The 17,303-nt window shown below is 63.6% G+C and carries 27 protein-coding genes; 10 read left to right on the top strand and 17 right to left on the bottom strand.

Features of this window, described 5'->3' with window-relative positions; translation table 11 throughout:
- Positions 1 to 19 precede the first annotated feature (19 nt).
- The gene (locus GR702_RS05585) at positions 20 to 979 is read right to left on the bottom strand and encodes a methyltransferase (protein ID WP_160984985.1); all 960 of its coding nucleotides are present in this window, start codon (positions 977 to 979) and stop codon (positions 20 to 22) included.
- A 480-nt stretch (positions 980 to 1,459) separates the two neighbouring features.
- Between GR702_RS05585 and GR702_RS05580 the strand changes: the two genes are divergently transcribed.
- Both GR702_RS05580 and GR702_RS05575 read left to right on the top strand, forming a co-directional pair.
- On the top strand, positions 1,460 to 1,654 hold the full coding sequence (locus GR702_RS05580; protein WP_160984984.1) for a hypothetical protein: 195 nt from the start codon (positions 1,460 to 1,462) through the stop codon (positions 1,652 to 1,654).
- 340 nt (positions 1,655 to 1,994) lie between these two features.
- Positions 1,995 to 2,738: a dienelactone hydrolase family protein gene (locus GR702_RS05575; RefSeq protein WP_160984983.1), complete on the top strand. Its 744-nt coding sequence runs from the start codon at positions 1,995 to 1,997 to the stop codon at positions 2,736 to 2,738.
- A 3-nt stretch (positions 2,739 to 2,741) separates the two neighbouring features.
- On the opposite strand, the gene GR702_RS05570 is transcribed toward GR702_RS05575, so the two are convergent.
- Positions 2,742 to 3,674, bottom strand: coding sequence for a dimethylarginine dimethylaminohydrolase family protein (locus GR702_RS05570; RefSeq protein WP_160984982.1), 933 nt, complete (start codon positions 3,672 to 3,674; stop codon positions 2,742 to 2,744).
- Between the two features lie 25 nt (positions 3,675 to 3,699).
- Positions 3,700 to 3,921 carry a hypothetical protein gene (locus tag GR702_RS05565; protein WP_160984981.1) on the bottom strand — a complete coding sequence of 74 codons (222 nt, stop codon included), beginning with the start codon at positions 3,919 to 3,921 and terminating at the stop codon, positions 3,700 to 3,702.
- Positions 3,922 to 4,055: 134 nt separating this feature from the next.
- Here GR702_RS05565 and GR702_RS05560 point away from each other — a divergent pair, with 134 nt between their 5' ends.
- Entirely contained in the window at positions 4,056 to 4,430 is a 375-nt protein-coding gene (locus GR702_RS05560; RefSeq protein ID WP_160984980.1) for a hypothetical protein, read from the top strand.
- Positions 4,431 to 4,644: 214 nt separating this feature from the next.
- Here the strand turns inward: GR702_RS05560 and GR702_RS05555 are convergent, their stop codons facing one another.
- Genes GR702_RS05555 through GR702_RS05540 form a run of 4 tightly spaced genes read right to left on the bottom strand, consistent with a single transcriptional unit; the run spans position 4,645 to position 6,240 of the window.
- Entirely contained in the window at positions 4,645 to 4,869 is a 225-nt protein-coding gene (locus GR702_RS05555; protein WP_160984979.1) for an AlpA family phage regulatory protein, read from the bottom strand.
- Complete coding sequence (locus tag GR702_RS05550; protein ID WP_160984978.1) at positions 4,866 to 5,633, bottom strand: phage antirepressor KilAC domain-containing protein; 768 nt, start codon at positions 5,631 to 5,633, stop codon at positions 4,866 to 4,868. The genes GR702_RS05555 and GR702_RS05550 overlap by 4 nt, the downstream gene beginning before the upstream one ends.
- Complete coding sequence (locus tag GR702_RS05545; RefSeq protein WP_160984977.1) at positions 5,630 to 6,016, bottom strand: hypothetical protein; 387 nt, start codon at positions 6,014 to 6,016, stop codon at positions 5,630 to 5,632. The genes GR702_RS05550 and GR702_RS05545 overlap by 4 nt, the downstream gene beginning before the upstream one ends.
- 44 nt (positions 6,017 to 6,060) lie before the next feature.
- Positions 6,061 to 6,240: a helix-turn-helix domain-containing protein gene (locus tag GR702_RS05540; RefSeq protein WP_160984976.1), complete on the bottom strand. Its 180-nt coding sequence runs from the start codon at positions 6,238 to 6,240 to the stop codon at positions 6,061 to 6,063.
- Positions 6,241 to 6,349: 109 nt separating this feature from the next.
- Here GR702_RS05540 and GR702_RS05535 point away from each other — a divergent pair, with 109 nt between their 5' ends.
- Positions 6,350 to 7,012: a hypothetical protein gene (locus GR702_RS05535; RefSeq protein ID WP_160984975.1), complete on the top strand. Its 663-nt coding sequence runs from the start codon at positions 6,350 to 6,352 to the stop codon at positions 7,010 to 7,012.
- Positions 7,013 to 7,066: 54 nt separating this feature from the next.
- Here GR702_RS05535 and GR702_RS05530 read toward each other — a convergent pair whose 3' ends face one another.
- From GR702_RS05530 to GR702_RS05485, 10 genes are all read right to left on the bottom strand, one after another.
- Positions 7,067 to 7,216, bottom strand: coding sequence for a hypothetical protein (locus GR702_RS05530; protein WP_160984974.1), 150 nt, complete (start codon positions 7,214 to 7,216; stop codon positions 7,067 to 7,069).
- A 217-nt stretch (positions 7,217 to 7,433) separates the two neighbouring features.
- The gene (locus GR702_RS05525; protein ID WP_160984973.1) at positions 7,434 to 8,600 is read right to left on the bottom strand and encodes a DUF6551 family protein; all 1,167 of its coding nucleotides are present in this window, start codon (positions 8,598 to 8,600) and stop codon (positions 7,434 to 7,436) included.
- A complete protein-coding gene (locus tag GR702_RS05520; RefSeq protein ID WP_160984972.1) occupies positions 8,597 to 8,845 on the bottom strand; it encodes a hypothetical protein in 249 nt (82 codons plus the stop codon). The genes GR702_RS05525 and GR702_RS05520 overlap by 4 nt, the downstream gene beginning before the upstream one ends.
- Positions 8,845 to 9,069 carry a hypothetical protein gene (locus tag GR702_RS05515; RefSeq protein ID WP_160984971.1) on the bottom strand — a complete coding sequence of 75 codons (225 nt, stop codon included), beginning with the start codon at positions 9,067 to 9,069 and terminating at the stop codon, positions 8,845 to 8,847. The genes GR702_RS05520 and GR702_RS05515 overlap by 1 nt, the downstream gene beginning before the upstream one ends.
- Positions 9,066 to 9,377, bottom strand: coding sequence for a hypothetical protein (locus GR702_RS05510; protein ID WP_160984970.1), 312 nt, complete (start codon positions 9,375 to 9,377; stop codon positions 9,066 to 9,068). Before GR702_RS05510 ends, GR702_RS05515 begins: the two co-directional genes overlap by 4 nt.
- The gene (locus tag GR702_RS05505; RefSeq protein WP_160984969.1) at positions 9,374 to 10,315 is read right to left on the bottom strand and encodes a hypothetical protein; all 942 of its coding nucleotides are present in this window, start codon (positions 10,313 to 10,315) and stop codon (positions 9,374 to 9,376) included. Before GR702_RS05505 ends, GR702_RS05510 begins: the two co-directional genes overlap by 4 nt.
- Positions 10,312 to 10,626, bottom strand: coding sequence for a hypothetical protein (locus GR702_RS05500; RefSeq protein ID WP_160984968.1), 315 nt, complete (start codon positions 10,624 to 10,626; stop codon positions 10,312 to 10,314). The genes GR702_RS05505 and GR702_RS05500 overlap by 4 nt, the downstream gene beginning before the upstream one ends.
- Complete coding sequence (locus tag GR702_RS05495; protein WP_160984967.1) at positions 10,623 to 10,895, bottom strand: hypothetical protein; 273 nt, start codon at positions 10,893 to 10,895, stop codon at positions 10,623 to 10,625. The genes GR702_RS05500 and GR702_RS05495 overlap by 4 nt, the downstream gene beginning before the upstream one ends.
- A gap of 2 nt (positions 10,896 to 10,897) precedes the next feature.
- The gene (locus GR702_RS05490; RefSeq protein WP_160984966.1) at positions 10,898 to 11,173 is read right to left on the bottom strand and encodes a hypothetical protein; all 276 of its coding nucleotides are present in this window, start codon (positions 11,171 to 11,173) and stop codon (positions 10,898 to 10,900) included.
- A 172-nt stretch (positions 11,174 to 11,345) separates the two neighbouring features.
- Positions 11,346 to 11,930 carry a LexA family protein gene (locus GR702_RS05485; RefSeq protein ID WP_160984965.1) on the bottom strand — a complete coding sequence of 195 codons (585 nt, stop codon included), beginning with the start codon at positions 11,928 to 11,930 and terminating at the stop codon, positions 11,346 to 11,348.
- Positions 11,931 to 12,022: 92 nt separating this feature from the next.
- Between GR702_RS05485 and GR702_RS05480 the strand changes: the two genes are divergently transcribed.
- From GR702_RS05480 to GR702_RS05460, 6 genes are read left to right on the top strand one after another with little or no spacing between them, the layout of a single operon-like run.
- Positions 12,023 to 12,229, top strand: coding sequence for a hypothetical protein (locus GR702_RS05480; protein WP_160984964.1), 207 nt, complete (start codon positions 12,023 to 12,025; stop codon positions 12,227 to 12,229).
- Between the two features lie 3 nt (positions 12,230 to 12,232).
- Positions 12,233 to 12,787: a YdaU family protein gene (locus GR702_RS05475; protein WP_337192533.1), complete on the top strand. Its 555-nt coding sequence runs from the start codon at positions 12,233 to 12,235 to the stop codon at positions 12,785 to 12,787.
- Entirely contained in the window at positions 12,784 to 16,182 is a 3,399-nt protein-coding gene (locus GR702_RS22275; protein WP_237449576.1) for a hypothetical protein, read from the top strand. The genes GR702_RS05475 and GR702_RS22275 overlap by 4 nt, the downstream gene beginning before the upstream one ends.
- The gene (locus GR702_RS22270; protein WP_337192532.1) at positions 16,079 to 16,495 is read left to right on the top strand and encodes an N-acetylmuramidase domain-containing protein; all 417 of its coding nucleotides are present in this window, start codon (positions 16,079 to 16,081) and stop codon (positions 16,493 to 16,495) included. The genes GR702_RS22275 and GR702_RS22270 overlap by 104 nt, the downstream gene beginning before the upstream one ends.
- The gene (locus tag GR702_RS05465; RefSeq protein WP_160984961.1) at positions 16,492 to 16,818 is read left to right on the top strand and encodes a hypothetical protein; all 327 of its coding nucleotides are present in this window, start codon (positions 16,492 to 16,494) and stop codon (positions 16,816 to 16,818) included. Before GR702_RS22270 ends, GR702_RS05465 begins: the two co-directional genes overlap by 4 nt.
- The gene (locus GR702_RS05460; RefSeq protein ID WP_160984960.1) at positions 16,815 to 17,213 is read left to right on the top strand and encodes a hypothetical protein; all 399 of its coding nucleotides are present in this window, start codon (positions 16,815 to 16,817) and stop codon (positions 17,211 to 17,213) included. The genes GR702_RS05465 and GR702_RS05460 overlap by 4 nt, the downstream gene beginning before the upstream one ends.
- Positions 17,214 to 17,303: the final 90 nt, after the last annotated feature.

The following is a 17,303-nucleotide window of genomic DNA, read 5'->3' as shown; positions in this document are numbered from 1 at the left end:
GGGGACGAGCCTGCGGAACCTAGCGCTCGAACACGGCGGCCACTGCCGCGATCCTCTCGACATGGCAGTATGCGGGGCGTTCAAGCTCCTCGCCGAAGATATCGGGATCGATCTCGCGGTATCGCAGCGAGCAGCCGGCCTCATCTGCGAGGTTCTCGAGTTTCCCGCGCAGATCGTCCTCTCCCTCCACGATGGCGCTGCCGGTGTAGAGTATGAGCCTGCCCTTGGGCGCCAGCCTGTCCAGCGCCAGCTTTGCCATCGTGACCGAAATGTCGCTGCCATTGGCGCCGCCCCCGTTCCGGTACTGCCTTTCGCTTTCGTCGATGATGAACGGCGGGTTGGCGAGCGCCAGGTCGATGGGATCCGTCACATCGTCGAGGTTGGGCGAAAGGATGGAGGTGGCACGGTATCCGGCGGCGCCAAGATTGATGCCGGCAAGCGCGAGCGCACGCGGATTGATGTCGGTGACGGTCAGCCTGACCGGATTGCACCGCCGCGCGGCGACGACAATGCCCACACCCGATCCGGTGCCGATGTCCACGACGTGCATCGAAGGGCATGAGGCGTGCCCCGCGAGTTCGGTCTCGATCAGATCGGCGAAACGATAGCTGTCGGGGCCGAAGAATACCGCATCCGCATCTGTCGTGGGGTATGACGAGTGCAGATAGAGGTCTTCACCAAGCGAGGAGACGCGTACCGCACTACGAAGAAGATCGCCGCTTTGCGTGATGACTTCCTCGCGCGCGAGGCTATCCAGCAGAGGCGGGGGCAGCAGGATGGGCTCGAACGGCAGGTTCCATCCGAAGACATCCCGCAGGGAGCGCGCGAGCGGGCGCTCGTTGCGTGCAATCACGCGCCCATGGGTGGCGGGCGTCGGCGTGATGAACCGGTAATCCTGGGTCTTCAGCCAGACCAGCAAGGCTTGGAGCGCCTGGTTTTGGTCAACCGTCTCTTGCTGCCTCGAAAGGGTGGGCACCATCCAAGCTCTTCCATTCTGGTAAAGCGCTCGGGCGCTTGTCGGCAGAGGTTGCAACCATATCGAGGGACTTCGTAAATGCCTAGGGGGCGTATTCGCCCGAGAAAACGCGCAGGGTCTTCAACCAGAAAAGGGGAGCGAGGCTCCCCTTTTGCCGGCTTTCAGTTGAGATCGCTTGCTCTGCTGAACGCTCAGGGAATTGCGCTGCCAGGTGTCGAGCCACCCGACGACGTGCCGGTTCCGGTTCCCGTTCCCGTTCCCATGTCAGTCCCGGTGCCAGTACCAGTACCAGTACCAGTACCCGTTCCAGTTCCAGTTCCAGTTCCAGTTCCAGTTCCAGTTCCCGGTCCTGTCCCACCAGTGCCCGGAGTACCGGTGCCAGTGCCTCCCGTGCCCATGCTGTCGGTGCCCGATGTCGAGGAGGGAGGAGCCTGACGACGATCCGACCGGGTCCGATCTGAAGTGCCCCGGTGGCGGTCGTGCGTGGTTGTAGTCGACGTAGAGGTGCCGGTGCCTGTCGTCGGGCTGCCGGTCGTCGTGCCAGTGGTGGTGCCGGTGCCGCTACCGGTTCCGGCACCCGTACCCGTAGCCGGCGCCGACTGGGCCAGCGCGCCAAAAGGCATCGCACAAAGCGACAGGGCGACTGCATATCCGAGTTTTTTCATCATCCACTCCTGATTATTATCGTGAACACTTGCTACCGGAGATATCGCCATGCCCAGGCGAAAGGTTTCCGAAGCCTGCTGTCGATCAACTCTCGCAAGCTTAATCTGCGACGAACCCTGCGCTTCTGCCGACCAGTCGCTGTGGGGTGTTCTGACGCCGCCTCGCTTGCGTTGCGGGCGATGCGATCTCGACAGGTGCTGCCTGATAGAGGCGCGCGCTGTCGGATCGGTTTGTCGTGCTTTGGGCATGAGCGCTTTTGCTCGCGGGCAGAAACCGGAACATGCTCAAAGCATTACGTGCAGAGCATCAATTAAGCGGGCAGGGCAATGTCCCCATCTCAAGGAGCCGAACCATGGTGAACACAGCCACCCCCGCTGCGGGCGAGCCTTACGAGTACGCCGACGGTTCGCTTCGCCTGCGCGGGGAACTCTACCGCCCCGTCGGCCCGGCGAACGGCCGCGCGGTGCTGGTCGTGCACGAGGCCGACGGGATCGGCGGGAATGTCCGTCGCCACAGCCGCATGCTCGCGGAGCTTGGCTATGTCGTTCTCGCGGCCGACATGCACGGCGGCGGGCAAGTGTTGGAAGGCGATGCGATGCAGGAGGCGCTCAAGCGCTTCCGCAGTGACCCGGAACAGTTGCGGCGCCGGGTGAGGGCAGGGTTCGACGCCCTTGCCGCGATCCCCGGCGTCGCTTCCGATCGGATCGTCGCGCTCGGGTACTGCTTCGGCGGCTTCGCGGTTCTCGAACTTGCCCGCAGCGGAGCGACAGTGAGGGCGGTCGCAAGCTTCCATGGTCTGCTTACCACCGCGCGGCCCGCCGATGCAGATACCTTGCGAGCGCGGGTCGCCGTGTACACCGGAGCGCTCGATCCGCTGGTTCCGCCCGAACATGTCGCCAGCTTCCAGGCGGAAATGATGCAGGCCGGCGCGGACTGGCAGATGAGCATCTACGGCAGAGCACTGCACAGCTTCACCAATAACGCTGTCGGCGGCCTTGGCGATCCGCGCATGGGTTACGATCGCGAAGCCGACGACGCTTCGTGGAGCGCTATGCTCCAGTTCTTCGACGCGACCTTCGCGACGGATCGCCCCTGAGCGTCAGCAGGGCTCGCGGCGCAGGGGCATCGTCAGGCAGTGGATGCCGCCGCCGCAAGCCGCGAACTGCGAAATGTCGAGTTCGACGACATCGAAGCCTGCCTTGCGGACATCGTCGGCGACAGAGCGCCCGTCCGACGAGCCCTCATCCGCCGAAACCGAGCTCATCAGGATGGTCTTGCCATCGAGTGAAAGGATGTTGCAGCCAAGCCGCCGCGAGGCCTTGTAGCTGACGGGGATCAGTTCAATCCCCTGCGCTGTTATGGCCTCGATGAACCAGTCGTCCAGCACGTCCACGCAGGCGAGTGCACGGTCCTGATCGAGCATGCAGAACATGGTGTCCAGATGCAGGAAGTGCGGGTCGAAGGCATAGCGCAGGACCTGCCAGCCATCCTTCTCGAACGGAGCCGCAAACGCGGATGCACCTTCCGCCGTGGTGCGTTCGCCCGACATGCCCAGGATCAGCAGGCCGGGTCTTGCGACGCATACGTCGCCCCCCTCGATCGTCCCCGAAACGACGCGGTCGTAAGGTTGTACGCCATGACGTGCGAGCGCCGCGAACATCTGGTCCACTTCGCTACGCCGGTGGGAAAGGGCGGGGTTCAGGCCGACCAATCCCCAAGGAGTCGTGACGGCCACATCGCGAGTAAAGCACTGATCGGCAAGATCGGGGTGCGCCGGTACGATGTGGCAGCGGACGCCGCGCTGGGAGAGGGTGCGTGTCAGCGCCGAATGTTGCGCCATCGCCTGTGCCATCGAGACCGAGAACCCGTTGCGAATGCTCTCGCGCGTCACCGAGCAGCAGGGGACCGTCGCCAGGTTCGAAGGCGCACAAAGCACCACATCGGTCAATCGATGGGTCTCGCCCGATACACCGGGCCGCAGGGGCGCAGGGTCGTTCAAAGGCAGGCGCTCTGCCGCGAAATCAAGTTTCATGCTATCTTCTTCCGATCGGGCTGGTTCAGTTCTCGGGAGCCGGTGGGCGCTTCACCACCTGTCTGGCCCACTCGATCTCGCCGGAATCCGGAGGTGTCTCCTCGGGCGAGGCACCCGTTTCCTCGGGTGCGCCGGACGTCTGCGCAGGGTCGGGCTGTTCGCCTTGCACGCCGCCGATCGATTCCTCGACCGTGCTTTCCACATCAGGCTTGGCGGCTTGTGGGTTTTCGTCTTGCTTGTCGGCCATCGTACTCTCCTTGCCCGTCTCAACGGGCTGGACGCGGCCGTGTTCCTGTGCATCGCTCGCGACCATGCGACTGACCCCGCCTGGTGCGCCACGCATGGCGGCCGCAGGGAAATGGAAGAGAGGAGAGGTCTACCGTGGCTACCAAGATCACGGGCTGGAAACTGCCGGAACCGCACCGGAGCGTGCTGCTGCAGCATTACGCGCCGCGCTATCCCAGGTTAGTGGCCGACCACGTCACTCTCAAATTCGGCACCGACGAGACCACGCCTCTGCCGACGCAGACTTGCGGGCGTATCGTCGGGTACACCGACGACGAGAAAGGCGTGGAAGCTCTCGTTATCGAGATCGACGGAAGCACATCGCGAGGAGACGGCAGCCACTACCACATCACATGGTCGCTCGCAGAAGGCCGGGAAGCCAAGGAGAGCAACGAGGTTCTGCAGGCCGGATGGCTTCCGGTGGAGCCGCCGATCGAAATCCCGCTCGATCCAGCACGGTGGGATCGCTGATCCCGCTCATAAGGCGCCGCGCTCGATAGCCGCCTCACAGCCGGAGCCATCGTGAATACCGGCTAAATCATAATTATAGGGGATTGGGAGGCTCGCTTGCGCCGTGGCCCTCCGAAGAGGGCCACATGGCGGAGACGCCGCCCATCGAACTACGCCGATAAGACGCTGAAAAATAAACGGCGCTTTGTGCGGGCCATATGGACGATACCCCGCTTTATACCCCCGCCTCATTTGAGGACAGTTCGGACCAGTCCATCGGCGCACCCACCCAGCGGTCAATCTCAGACTCGTACCAGGCGACGAGCCCGGCGCTGATTCGCACCGGCTTGGGGAAGGTGTTGGTGTTGATGCGGCGATAAATCGTCGTGCGAGAAAGACCAGTCCTTGCCTTCACCTCCGCGAGGCGAAGCAGACTGTTGCCGCGAGGCGCATTGCTCACGAACCCGCCCCCAAGGTCTTGCCGAAGATCTCCGCGAGCTTTGCGATCCCTTTTGGCGTGATGCGGACCTGTTCACTGACCCATTCGGTTCCGTCAGCCTTCGGGCCGCGCTCCACCTTATGGGTGACCAGCCCTTGCCGTTCTCTGAGAGCATGGCCACGCCAGCGGCCGGTGCCGGCGCGGCGGTATATCCATTCGCGGGCATTCAGTTCAGCCTCGAGATCAATCCGGCGCATCTGGAGGAGCTTGGCCGCATCCGTCAGGCAAAAACTGCCGTTGGCCTCGGCGATGAGGCCCAGGGCCTCGACCTTGGATGCGCTTTCTTCGACCTTGCACTCCAGATAGCCGATAGTTTCTCGGCTATCCTCCAGTTCGGCCAGGGCGCCCTGGAGTTCGGTCTCTGCGGCCATTGCCATCGTCAGCAGCTGCATTCGGGAGAGCGCGACCGGCTGGGCGGATCGAGCCTCCAACTCGGCCCAGCGGTCGACCAGTCGGGCAGTGAATTCAGGGCAAAGCTGTGCGACCACGATGATGCTGTCGCGCTTGCCCTGTTCACCGGTAAAAACGTAGACCTTGGTGATGCGCGTGCGGCCCAAGGCGTCGGTTTCGGGTTCATCCCCCATTGGGGGTTGGACGATTACGCCCCGCGCAGCCAGTCGCTCGATGGACTGCTTAACCTTGTCGTGGCGTGATTCGACCAGAAGGGCGATCTCAGCCGAGGTCATGCGTTGCGTGGTGCCTACGGGAGTGTGCCCAATGATCATGCCGCTTCTCCCATGGCAGAACGCCTGCCCGTCACGCCGGATCTGTGATCGCGCGTCGCCCGCGCTGTCGCCAGTTCGGCCTTCTCGAAGGAGGCGCCGCAAGCATCGGCCTGCTCTTTCAGCAGATCCATTAAGGACGAGATCACCGCCCACTCGCGCATGTTGGTGATCGGGCCGGCCTCCACCTTGCCCTGGCGCGACATGGCCTCGTTTGCCACAACATCCAGCGCAGCAGTAATCGCAAACGCCAAGCCATAGATGCGTTCGACGGTCACCGTCCCGTCCCACGCACCTTCCCTGATCTCGGCCAAAAGTTCCGGGGCGACAACGACGCCGGGTGCCGTTATATCAATCTTGTTCATGTAGCAGTCCTTGCTGAACAAGGTCGGGGAAGCGGCTGGAACCCGCGTCCTCGACCGCCTTTCGATTATGAGCAATTTTCCGAGCGAAACGCGGCTTCGAGTTCACTCTTGCGGAAGTAGAGGCGCTTCCCCTTGCGGATAACAGGTAGGTGACCCCGCTCCACAAGGTGATAGATCGCGCGGGGCGTGAGGCCCGCGTAGCTGGCGGCTGCGCTGGCCCCCGCAATCAAATCCGCATTAAGCATTTCGTTACCTCCGCTGGTTACAGGTGTATCCGTATCTCTTAATGTCCTTGCACGGTTTCCGTGTCAAGGGATAGAGGTGTGTCTGTATTCAGGAGGATTCGTGTCAAACTTGAGCGTGACATTCAGTCGGCTAGAGGTGCTGCTCACGACCTATTTTCGGATTGATCCTGATCGCCAGGGTACTTTCCGTGCCCGCATCAAACAGCTGCAACGCTTAAATTTTCCTACCGGTGTCAACGTCGGACGAGGCGCTCGTTTCGAATATGAAATAGAGCACGTCCTCAAACTCATTTTCGCTTTCGAACTCCTCGCCGTAGGCATTCCAGCAAAGCTGGCGACTGACATCGTCGAAAATGGATGGGATCGTATCTCAGCCGCTATTCAGCTTGTGGTAGGAACGTGGAGCTGTTCAGGCGATCAGGACGATATTTATTGCATCGTCGCTCCAGATCTATTGAATGATGCAAGCGAACTCTCGAATGCTGTTTTAGTTTATGAACGGGGTTATTTCGTCGAAGCCGTTTCACGTGACGACTTCAAGCCCGCAGCGATGTTGTCGGTCAATGCGACGAAGTTGATGAGGCGGTTCTACACGCATGGCGATCACGTTCGACTTGAAGAGAGAGAAGTCAAAAATCAAATCAGGCAATGGGAGACCATGGTGCCTGAGTTGTACGGCTTGGCTTGGTCAAATGACTGGCTGAAAATGTCTTGGTCTCGACTGAAAGAACATGCGCCGGTCGATGAGGAGTCCGATAGAATACCATTTTGATGGTGGCCGTAAGCGCGAGTAAGCCATTGCTAAGGGCTTCGCGCACGTCATTGCTCATTGCAGCGTCACTTTTGTATCGCCGACGGTCCGAATATCGTGCCACGTCCTGGCCGCGCCGGTGAACAGCGTCGTCAAATGGGCGTTGGGATCATCCATCCGACCCTGGGCGACCAGCGTGATGGTGATAATTGCGTCTTCGCTCATGTGCTTTCCCCGCCAGGGGTTGGCGCTCGGAGGGTTCTGCAGGGCTGAGGAAGGCTTTGTGGGTCAATGCCCACGCGCACCGCTTCGAGGCACATCTGCATGTCCGCGGTGTCAGCCAGGCGATCGAGGCGTTCCATGATCTCGAATTGAACAGAGCCCAGGAGCCCCACGATCAGCAGCGTTCCGAAGCTGAGTGAGATGGTGCGACTTTGCTGGCTCATGTCGCGTCCTCCGCCGGCGCCGGCACTTCCTCGTAGGCCATCAGCAGCGCGTCGCGGATTGCGGTCGCGCGCGTGTCGCCGCCTTTCAGGCCGGTGACGAAGCTGCCCCATTCCTCAGCGGAGTAGCGGAGCAGCGCCTGAAACATGCGGTCGGGATCAAAGCCCTCGGGTGGTGACGTCAGCACTTTGACGAGGCCGAGGAAGATCGAACCGGAGTGGACGACCTTCTGGTCGGGGAAAGCCTCCGCGATGTTCGTAAGCGCTGCCGAGACGATCTGCTCACCATGCTTACGCAAAGTGCTGGCTATTGATGCCGTGAAGGCGATCTCGCCCGGCTTCCAAGCGGAGGATGCGGTGTTCCGGGTGATCGTCAGACCCGCCTCGGTGACCAGCCGGTTGATCTCGAGCGCGTCTTCGTCGGCAGCGGCAAGCGCGGCGTGGAAGTCGTCCAGCCGGTTCATCGGCTTGCGCGCCCGGTTGGCGCTGATAAACATCCGCGCCTCTTCCTCGGGGCTCTGGTAGTTGAACACGCAGCACGGCATGTGCGGAATGTCGCCGCGCTGCTTGGCCGCTACGGTCCGGTGCTGGCCGTCAATTACGGAGAGCGTTCCATCCGGTCGGCGCGAGACGACGAGTGGCGCGCAGAGGCGCCAGTCGAAGTTCGCCGCGATCGACGCGATCAGTCGGCGCGAGGCCTCGTTGTCGGTCGAGCGCTGGTAGACGGCATCGATGCTCAGCCGGTCGACCTTGATCCACTCGATCGTCGGCGGGTCGCCCAGCGGCTCGGGGTAGGTCCGCTTGCGTTCTTGCTGCTTAGCTTTACCGGCGGCGCGGCCTCGTGCGGCCGGGGTCTTCGCCGCGCAGAACTTGTCGACGTTCTTGCCGGGGCCGGCCGGCGCGGGAGCCGCGCGATCCATCTCCTCGAGTTCGAAAAGCAGTTCGTCCTTTTCGGCGAGGGGACGAGCATAGGCCACGCTGCGGTGAACGACGACGGCATGCCCTACGTGGACTCGAGCCATCACCTCTGCTTTGCCTACCAAGGACCGGATCGTGAAGGCTCCGTTGGCCTCTCGCTCATCGGCGACGTGCGACGCCAGCCAGTCCGGGATCGGGTTTTGCCCGCGGTTGATCCAGAGCGGCCTATTCACATGGGGCTCGGTCATGCCGGTTTCCTTCGTGCAAATTGGGCGGCCTGCATCTTCGCAGCGATGCGATCGACCTTCTCGACAGCCTCGGCGAAGTTCTCGGCCCAGCGCTGGTCCCGCTTCGTCTTGGGCACCTTGCTGAGCATGGCGCGCTCGCGGACCCACCAGTCGAGCATGATCTTGAGGCGTAGCGTCTCGCGGTTGTCGCTCGGCAGCTGGGGCTCGCGGACACGGTGCAGCGGGAACGGGATCACCTGACCCATCACGCCCTCCCGATCGACGGGGACCCGCACGAGTGGGCCAGCTGCTCCTCCCACCATGCAAGGCGAGCCGGAGCGATGGCGCACTCCATGAAGCAGCGTTCGCAGCCGTATGAGCACTGAGGCGACCGAAGGGTCAAGGTGCGGTTCTCGGGAGCCGGGTAAGGTCGCGCCGCGATCCGCCGTGAGAACATGTCGACCATCGCCATCGCGTGGAGGGGGTTCATGCAACCCTCCTGCGCTTAGGGTGGAGCGATGCTGCGATGATGATCCGCACTGCGGCTGGCAGGCCGGGCGTATCGAGCAGTTCGGCCAAGAGCACGGTCGCGCACTGCTCATCCTCACAGCCGATCTCGGGATGAAACCAAGGCTGCAGCGACCGATCTGTGCCGATGGTGACGGCGCCGCCGATGCGCTGCCATGCGAGCAGCCAGGATTCGGCCAGCAACGGCGGGGCCGGGGGGTGGGGAACCCCGCCGCTGCTGACACTCCCGCCCGGGGGGACGGCGGGAATGCTGAAGGGCTGGAAGGTCATGCTGCGGCCTGCGTGGCTTCCGCTGCAGCCGCGAGAACGAGGTCTGGGCGGTGCTCAGCGATATAGGCAGTGAGGGTTCGGCAGCGCCGACCATGATCGAACGTCAGGATCTGCTGGAGGCGACGCTCCTCACGGCGCAGCCGATCGTCATCGGCGTCAATGAAGCCGAAGCTGAGCGATTTGGAGCCGTCACCTTTGATGATGACCGCCAGCGGCATGCCGATTGCTGATGCGCGTTCCACCCAGCCTTGCGGGTCGAAATCGATGTGGCCGGTGGCCAGCAAGCACGCGCCCAGATCGCAGTGATCAAGATCGTTGTAGACCGAACGATAGTAGGTGTCGCCGATGACGCTATCAGTTTCGATTTCCGGCAGGTCGACGTCGAAGAAGTTGCCGCTGTCGCCGTGCCTCAGGTGACTGCCAGCGGTAGGGCCAGCATGCCAGAGGACGTTGATGTAGGCCTTGACGAGGAAGTCGCCGGCCGTTGCGCACGGAACCTCAAAGACGACTGTCGCTGCATGGCAGACGCTATTGCAGAGCCGCCGTTCTTCGGTGTTATCGGAACCTTCGTAATCGGCCTGATCCAGCCAGGCCTTCCGAAAGACGGCGAAGGCCCGTTCCATGGTCGGGCTTGGCTGGGGTCGTGCGGCTGCCGTCAGGCTGCGCTCGAACGCGCCGCCATTAGCCATCCACTCGTCCGTATGGCTGAGCATCGCCTCGAGCTGGAGCAGGATCTCGAATCCGTTGTAGGCCGGGACAGCCACGAACTTGGCTATCGCCACGTCGAGGTTGTCCTGCGCGACTTGGAGGGATTCCGTGTCCGCCGGGTGAGTAGGATGCTCGAGCATATTGCACTCATGGTCGGCGGCTTTCACGCACGTCGTGAGCTTCGCCTTCTCGGCATGGAACTGGGAGTTCATGTGGAAGCGCAAGGTCATGCCTCCTTGATCTGATTGGGGTACAGGCGGAGCCCGCGAGCCACTGCGGTGTCGATCAGATCGCAAGCTTCGTTCATGATCGCTTGCAGGTCGCAGTCCGCTCGAGGGTTCTCGCGGTCGATACCGGCGACGTCGAGCTTCTGGATCGAGTCCGCGAGATTTCGCGCGGGCAGTGCCATGATCGTCATGGTAGCTGCGGTGATGGCGTCGTCGCGTCCAACGGTTAGCTCGCACGCGTCGCCGAGTTCCTCGTTCGCGCGGTCCCAGACCGCATCGAGCGGATGCGGCATTTTGATGATGGCCCAGGTCACGACGCCTGCACCTTCTTGAGCGCCTCGCCGATCGTGAAAGTCGACCTTTCGACACGTTCGATTTCGTCATCGACGACCTCGGCCGTCTCCGAGATGACCTGCGCGCAGACCATGATGCGCTTGAACTCCGTGTCGACCGGCAGCGTATCCGCGGCCTCTTCGATCACGCGCGCCATCTCCATCATTCGCCGGCAGAGGCTCTGGACCTCGATCGCGAGTTTGCCGTTGAGTTCGTTCAGCTCGACAGCGGTCATGCTGGTGTCGGGCATGATCAAGCCTCCCCACGCAGGATGCGGAGGTAGCGGCGGGTTGCCGCGATCTGCTCAGGCAAGCGCTTGGGCGGCGTGTGACCGATCTCGAACGCGAGATGCAGTCCAAGCCATTGCAGTTCGATACGGCCAACGTTGCCTTCGCTTTCGTCAGCGAATTCAGGATCGTGGGCGTCAAGCCGGAAGACGTTGGCGGTGCGCCAGTCGCACGACGGCACGAGGGCGTCGAAGAGGCGCTTGAGCGCGCCGAAATTATGGCAAGCCTCAGTGCGAGACATGAAAACCTCCTGCGGGATTGCGCAGGAGGTTGGCGGATGCTGGTCCCTATACCTGGTGACCGAGCGCGTTTCCCTACCTGCGTAGCGGAGGGTCAGCGGCCCGAGGGCGATCGTCTCCGATGCCCTTTAGGATTATGATTTTCGAAAGACTGTCAACCGGGAATTTCGAATTTCAAAACGCCTGGAGGCCTCCGGTCACGCGCCCGATCACTTTGAAGTCCGTCGAGCCTACCCGAAAAGGCACGTATTCATCGTTGTCAGAAACGGGCTCGAACCTCGCTGGATCGGAACGATAGCGCTTGATCGTGGCCTCCCCCTCGCTGTTTTGAAGCAGGTACAATTTACCGGAGTACAGATCCGTTTGCTCCGGGTCTACGATCGCCACGGAGCCCTCCGGAAGAACCAGGTTCATGCTGTCGCCGACAACATCAAGACCGAACTTACCGCTAGTTTCATTCGGCACCCATATCGCCCGCCGCGCTAGTTCGATCGCCTCCAGCCATTTACCGGCCCCACTCCAGCCAATTACAGGCAATTCACGTCCAGCGGGCTGATCCGAGGTGACGACCTGACCAATCATATTCTGGATCTTGACCGCCTCGTCGAACTTCAGGGCGCGGTCCCCGCGGAGCAGCAAGCTCACTGCCGAAGGCGAAATCGCAAGGCGGCTGGCGATCACTCGCTGCGGGATTCCGGACGCCCGCAAAGCCTCGATCAGCTTCACCGATGGCACTTCGTGTTTCGATTCCGTGGTCATGTTGCCCCCTTAGCATCCGATGAAACCTGCCGATATTTCGAAAAGCTAAATTTTGTATTGAAGTTACGTCATGAAAATCGCATCATCGCCCCATGTCCGAAATCGAAAGTCTGTTTGCGGAGCGAAAGCGCGTCAGCGCTATAGCTCGTGAAATCCGCGCGCCGGTCGGCACTGTTTGGGCCTGGAAGAAGAACGGCGCGATTCCGCCCTGGCGCCGGCCCTCCGTCCTCGCAGCCGTTAACCGCCTCGGCATCGATGTCCCTGCGGAGACGATCGCCTACCTCGCGACCGGGCTCTGAGCCGTGGGCGCGTCAAACGACGTCAGCATCTGGTATCCAACTTACATCGGGGAATTTTTCACGATGACCGCAGCAATGTCGGGCCATGAGGTCGGCGCTTACCACCTCATCATAGCGCAGTTGTGGAAGTCAGGCGGGGCGATCCCAGCCGACGAGGACTATCTTGCCCGCCTTACAAAGGCGACCTCGAAGGAATGGCGGCGGATCAAGCAAACACTCTGGCCGCTTTTCGACATCAAGGACGGCCTGCTGACGCATGGTCCTACGACCGAAGAGATTGGGAAAGCCCGAAAAAATCGCGAGCAGCGCCGGAAAGCTGGCATCGCCTCAGCGGAGAGCAAGCGGCTATCTGCGGCAGAACGGAAAGCAGCAGAAGCGCAACGTCCGTTCAACGGGCGTTCAACGGACGTTGCAACAAACGGCGAGCGACACGTCAACGAAACTCCAACGGCGAGGCAACCCCGCGCGGGTAAAGGTGAAGGTCCCTTCCAAGGGATCACTACCTCTAAGGATAGCACTGACACGCGAGGGCCATTTAGTGTTGGGGCTGGCCGATGAGCGCGCTGCCCCTGTTCGCCCCCGACACGGGCACCGCCGCCAACGCCGCACGCACCAGCGCGACCAACGCCAGCACCGATGCGGGCCGCGCCTCGACCTTCGCGACGGAGGCGTCTTCCTCGGCCACGGATGCGCGGGGCTCCGCCACGAGCGCCACCCAGGCGGCCGGGCTCGCCACGACCGCCAGGAACGACGCGCAGGGCGCGGCTAGCGCGGCATCGGACAGCGCCGCCACGGCAGCCAGCCAGGCGAGCGATGCGGGGACGAGCGCGTCGGCGGCGAGCGATGCGAAGACCGCTGCAGAAACGGCCCGGGGGCTGGCGCAGACCTCCGCCTCGAACGCTGCGACTTCCGAGACGAATGCCAAGGGCTCCGAGAGCGTTGCGACCCAGCAGGCGGGCGTGGCGACGCAGGCCAGGGTTGATGCTCAGTCAGCCGCGAGTGCCGCGTCCACCAGCGCCAGCACCGCCACCACCAAGGCGGGCGAGGCCGGCGCCAGCGCCACCGTCGCCAACAATGCGCGGACGGCCGCAGAGACTGCCCAGGGCAACGCCAAGACGCACGCCGACAATGCCGCCAGCTCCGCGACCACGGCGTCGGGAGCAGCGACGAGCGCCTCGCAGAGTTCCGGCGTCGCGACGAGCGCCGCCCACAACGCGCTTCTGACCGCCGCCAACGGACCGGTCCTGCCTTCTGATTTCAGCGAGGGCGGGCGTTACTGGGCGGTCAACAACGGATTGCCCACTCGGCCATCCCTCGAGACCGCGCCGAACGCTGCCTACACGTTCCCGACGGTTTCGGGCGTGGGCCGGGTGGCGCAGATCGAAGGCAGCGGCAATCGTTCGATCGCGCCGCTGGGGTGGATACCATACAGCGCCGGGCGCGTGGTTCGCTACCAGGTTCGTCATCGCGTGATCAGCGGCGCGGCGAACATCCGCCTGTACCTTGCCAGCCAGACCGAGGCAGGTGGCGATGCCGGCAGTGGAAGCGTCATCCAGACGTCCACCAGCGAATGGCAGACCCTCAGTACCGATCGTTCGGCCGCACCGCCAGCGGGCACCGTCTACACTCGTCCGGTGATCCGAGTGGAGGCCTCCGTGGCTTCTGTCGTCCAGATCTCCCTGATTGCCGTCTTCGACGTCACTTCCGAGGCCGCCGCCTCCGCTTCGGCCACGGCCGCCGCCGGCAGCGCCAACACCGCGAACACCAAAGCCGGAGAAGCCGGGCAGTCGGCAACGGCGGCGAGCGCGGCACGGACCGCTGCAGAGACCGCCCGTGGCGGTGCCCAGACCTCCGCCAGCGACGCCTCTTCGGCCGCCCAGACAGCGCAAGGGCATGCTGCGTCTGCAGCGACGCAGGCAGGCCTCGCCGCCGGTTCGGCGACCACTGCTGGCGAAAAGGCCACGGCGGCGAGCGAGAGCGCGACGACAGCAGGCACCAAGGCCACCGAAGCCGGTACGTCTGCCGGTGCTGCAGAGACGGCGCGGGCCAATGCCGTGACCGCCCGGGGCGCAGCTGAGAGCGCGCGCGATACCGCCGTCACCGCCCGCAACGATGCGCAGGGCGCGGCCACCACCGCAACCCAGCAGGCCCAGCTTGCGACCACGGCCAGGAACGAGGCCAATGGCTTTGCCGGCGCGGCATCGAACAGCGCTACCAGCGCAGCGTCCAGCGCCACCGACGCGGGCTCGCAGGCCGAGATCGCCCGCCAGCACAAGGATACCGCTGTCGCGGCAAGCGGTACTGCGCAAGGCGCGGCCACGAATGCCCAGAGCTATGCCACGCAGGCCGATGGATCGCGCGCCCTTGCCGCGAGCTCGGCCACGCTGGCGTCGTCGTTCTCGACGCAGGCCCTGAGCAAGAACGCCTTCTTCTCCGATCCGGCATGGACCACGCAGAGCGTCCCGCCCTCGTGGGCCCTTTGGTCGAATGACGGCAACCAGTACATCGGTAAGTGGGCCGCCGACACCGGCAACCTGTACAGCGGTCGTGCGGCGCTGCGCATCGCGAGGAGCGCCAACGGCAACAACGGCGTCTCGCAGGTCGTGTCCGGCATTGCCGCAGGCTGGTACGTGCTGGAGGCAGATGTCACCTCGATCAGCGGCAACTGGCTGGGTGCAGGCGTGGCCGTCACCGACGAATCCACGCCGCAGCAGGATCCGCGTCTCAGCTTCGGGGTGGACCCGGACCTTGGGGGTACGGTTCTTGCGGGCGCAGGCGCTCGCAACCGCAAGTTCTCCAAGCTGATCCAGCTTCCCCTCGGGCCGCCAAACGGGCGCGTCACGCTTCACGCCATGTCAGGCTGGTCGGGGTTCTCTACGACGACGAACGCGGCCAACTTCGTCTGGCACAAGTGCCTGATCCGGCCCGCGACGCGCGCGGAGATCGACGGCAAGGACGCGCTGGCCGCCACGGTCACGCAAGGCGCCACCATCTCCACGCAGGGCCAGGCAATCTCGACGCTGAACAGCGACGTCGGCACCCTGAAGACCACCGTCGCCGCGCAAGGCACTACCGTGTCCCAGCAGGCGACGGCGATCTCATCACTGAGCGGCGACGTCGGCGCGCTCAAGACGACGGTGTCCGCGCAGGGAGCCTCGATCACGAGCGGGCAGACCGCGCTGTCGAGCCTTGAAACGCGTATGGCCTCGGCTGAGACAGCCGTGACCACGGCGGGCAACCCGAACCTCCTTTACAACGCAGGCTTCGAGCGAGGAGATCTTTCCTCGTGGAGCCAAGGCGGTTCCACCTGGGGCATCCAGGGCAACCCTACCAACACCTGGGGCGTGTACGCGGTCTCCAATGGCAATATCGCCAACAATGCATCCGCATACCTTGAGACCGCCAGCGTCGGCGTCGATGGCGGCGTTCCTTACACCTTCAGCGCTGATGCAGGGCACTTCATTTCAGGCGGGACCGGCCGGTACTATCTTCAGCTCCTCTGGATGGGCGCCGACAACGCGACCCTCATCTCCGAAGTGGCTGGCCCGGTGCGCACCGCAGGAGACAACTTCGATCCGACGGGCGTGAAGCGTCGCGCGATGGCGGTGACTGCCACTGCTCCGTCGAACGCCCGGTATGTTCGCTGTCGCATCATCTGGCAGAAGACGAGCGGCACTTCGACAAGCATGCACGTCAGGCAGGCGAAGCTGGAGCGTGGATCGGTCGCGACCGGATACTCCGCAGAAGCCAGCGTTCGCCAGTCGTTCGAATCCATCAACGGGCTCTACGCCCGCGCCGCCGTGCGCCTCGATGTCAACGGCTATGTCTCTGGATGGGAAGCCAACAACAATGGCAGCCAGGGCAACTTCATCGTCAATGCCGACAGCTTCGAGATCCGCAAGCCCGCCGGGGGCCCGCGTACCGAGTACAGCAACGGCGTGTGGCGGGTCTAAGCTGGGCCTCGCCTGCGCGAAGAACCCGGATGCGGCATTCGGATCCTGCTCATGGGGCAAGTTCCAGGTGCTGGGCCTGCACTGGTCCAAGCTGCGCTACGCCAGCCCCTATGCCCTGGCGTTCTCGACCGTCGCCAGCGAGGCGGCGCACTATGAGCTGCTCGCCCGCTATATCGAGGTGTTCGGACTGACGGACGAGCTGCGCGCCCTTAGCCGCGATCCCGACGACTGCCGGGCCTTCGCCCAGGGCTACAACGGACCGGCCTACGCTGTCGGCGGCTATCACCAGAAGCTCGCGAGGGCGATGCAGTGAAGCGCGAACCCCTCTCCCTGCGCGACTACATCGGCGTCGGCCTGGTGTTCGCCTTCGTCTCGGTCCTGTTCGGCCTGATGTTCAAGAACATCCCGGAGAAGAACGAGCAGCTGATCGTCTATATGCTCGGCCAGCTATCGGGCTTTGTCGCCACCGTCGTCTCGTTCCACTATGTGCTGAACAAGAGCAGCGAGAAGGCCACGGAGAACACCGGCAAGGCCTTCGACGCGCTGAAGGCGGCGGCTGAAAGCACGCCCACTACGGCCGGGGAGAGCAAGGCCCTGCGCGAGGGGGACTCCGTGACGCTGGAGAAGGCGCCGTGAACCCAATCCCGATCGGCTGGTGCCTCGCGGGCGCCGGGGCGGCTCTGGCGCTCGGTGCCTGGGGCGGCTGGACCGCGAACGACTGGCGCCACGACAGCAAGGCACTCGAAGCTCTGGCCGACGCCACGAAGGCGGCCAACGTCAGTGCGCAGCACATGCGGGAACAGGGCGACCGCTACGAAAGGGACAGGCAGGATGACCAGGCACAATCCACTTTGCGGGAAAGCACCATCAACACGATCTACCGCGACCGGCCGGTGCCTGCTGACTGCGCTGTGCCTGATGCTGCCGGCAGCGTGCTCGACGACGCGATCGCCGCCGCCAACGCCCGCCGGACAGGCCAACCTGGAGGCGGACTGTCCGGCAGTGGAACCGAGGCCGTTCCCGTTCCTTGATCCCGCCAGGCTGCTGTGGGAGGCGCGCCTCGTCGCGCAGTATGGCGACTGTGCGAACCGGCATCATCGGTCGGTCGAGGCGCGAGCGGA

This window comes from Novosphingobium silvae (assembly GCF_009856825.1).
GTDB lineage: Bacteria > Pseudomonadota > Alphaproteobacteria > Sphingomonadales > Sphingomonadaceae > Novosphingobium > Novosphingobium silvae.
Note: the sequence above shows the minus strand (reverse complement) of the source record. Positions and strands in the feature narration are given on the sequence as shown.

Excerpts from the sequence above, each read along its gene's own strand:
- GR702_RS05585 (WP_160984985.1), bottom strand. The coding sequence starts at position 979 with ATGGTGCCCACCCTTTCGAGGCAGCAAGAGACGGTTGACCAAAACCAG.
- GR702_RS05575 (WP_160984983.1), top strand. The coding sequence starts at position 1,995 with ATGGTGAACACAGCCACCCCCGCTGCGGGCGAGCCTTACGAGTACGCC.
- GR702_RS05570 (WP_160984982.1), bottom strand. The coding sequence starts at position 3,674 with ATGAAACTTGATTTCGCGGCAGAGCGCCTGCCTTTGAACGACCCTGCG.
- GR702_RS05565 (WP_160984981.1), bottom strand. The coding sequence starts at position 3,921 with ATGGCCGACAAGCAAGACGAAAACCCACAAGCCGCCAAGCCTGATGTG.
- GR702_RS05550 (WP_160984978.1), bottom strand. The coding sequence starts at position 5,633 with ATGATCATTGGGCACACTCCCGTAGGCACCACGCAACGCATGACCTCG.
- GR702_RS05540 (WP_160984976.1), bottom strand. The coding sequence starts at position 6,240 with ATGCTTAATGCGGATTTGATTGCGGGGGCCAGCGCAGCCGCCAGCTAC.
- GR702_RS05530 (WP_160984974.1), bottom strand. The coding sequence starts at position 7,216 with ATGAGCGAAGACGCAATTATCACCATCACGCTGGTCGCCCAGGGTCGG.
- GR702_RS05525 (WP_160984973.1), bottom strand. The coding sequence starts at position 8,600 with ATGACCGAGCCCCATGTGAATAGGCCGCTCTGGATCAACCGCGGGCAA.
- GR702_RS05520 (WP_160984972.1), bottom strand. The coding sequence starts at position 8,845 with ATGGGTCAGGTGATCCCGTTCCCGCTGCACCGTGTCCGCGAGCCCCAG.
- GR702_RS05515 (WP_160984971.1), bottom strand. The coding sequence starts at position 9,069 with ATGAACCCCCTCCACGCGATGGCGATGGTCGACATGTTCTCACGGCGG.
- GR702_RS05510 (WP_160984970.1), bottom strand. The coding sequence starts at position 9,377 with ATGACCTTCCAGCCCTTCAGCATTCCCGCCGTCCCCCCGGGCGGGAGT.
- GR702_RS05505 (WP_160984969.1), bottom strand. The coding sequence starts at position 10,315 with ATGACCTTGCGCTTCCACATGAACTCCCAGTTCCATGCCGAGAAGGCG.
- GR702_RS05495 (WP_160984967.1), bottom strand. The coding sequence starts at position 10,895 with ATGCCCGACACCAGCATGACCGCTGTCGAGCTGAACGAACTCAACGGC.
- GR702_RS05490 (WP_160984966.1), bottom strand. The coding sequence starts at position 11,173 with ATGTCTCGCACTGAGGCTTGCCATAATTTCGGCGCGCTCAAGCGCCTC.
- GR702_RS05485 (WP_160984965.1), bottom strand. The coding sequence starts at position 11,930 with ATGACCACGGAATCGAAACACGAAGTGCCATCGGTGAAGCTGATCGAG.
- GR702_RS05480 (WP_160984964.1), top strand. The coding sequence starts at position 12,023 with ATGTCCGAAATCGAAAGTCTGTTTGCGGAGCGAAAGCGCGTCAGCGCT.
- GR702_RS22275 (WP_237449576.1), top strand. The coding sequence starts at position 12,784 with ATGAGCGCGCTGCCCCTGTTCGCCCCCGACACGGGCACCGCCGCCAAC.
- GR702_RS22270 (WP_337192532.1), top strand. The coding sequence starts at position 16,079 with ATGGCAGCCAGGGCAACTTCATCGTCAATGCCGACAGCTTCGAGATCC.